The organism is Paraburkholderia sp. JHI2823 (assembly GCF_038900695.1).
Lineage (GTDB): Bacteria > Pseudomonadota > Gammaproteobacteria > Burkholderiales > Burkholderiaceae > Paraburkholderia > Paraburkholderia mimosarum.
The window spans coordinates 1-306 of record NZ_JAYMRY010000374.1 but is presented as its reverse complement, the minus strand read 5'-3'; the positions used below and the strand labels follow the sequence as shown (position 1 = coordinate 306).

Below are 306 nucleotides of genomic sequence, written 5' to 3'. Positions count from 1 at the left end.
GCAAGCGGCTTCGCGCCTGGGAATCGGTTACGCCCGTCTTCCAGCAGCAGTACGTCAACGAACTTCTCCCGCTTGAACAGAAATCGTCTGCGCTGCAGATCCGGATGGTGCATTGCCTGGACCGTGCTTACGATCGACTGACCAAAGCCGAACGCCGAAAGGTTGCACTTGTGATCGTCGATCTGGCAGGAGACCTGATCGGCGAAGGCGATGACGAAGGAGAAGGTCTCAAAGCCATCTACGACAAATACAGCCCCACCAGCTACGACAGCGAGGTGGCCACTGAGGTCGGTGAAATGAAATTCA

Annotated in this window: 1 pseudogene; it reads left to right on the top strand. The window is 56.2% G+C overall.

Annotated elements, in window-relative coordinates:
* Nucleotides 1-306, top strand: a pseudogene (locus VSR34_RS39035) (molecular chaperone DnaJ); the annotation flags it as partial.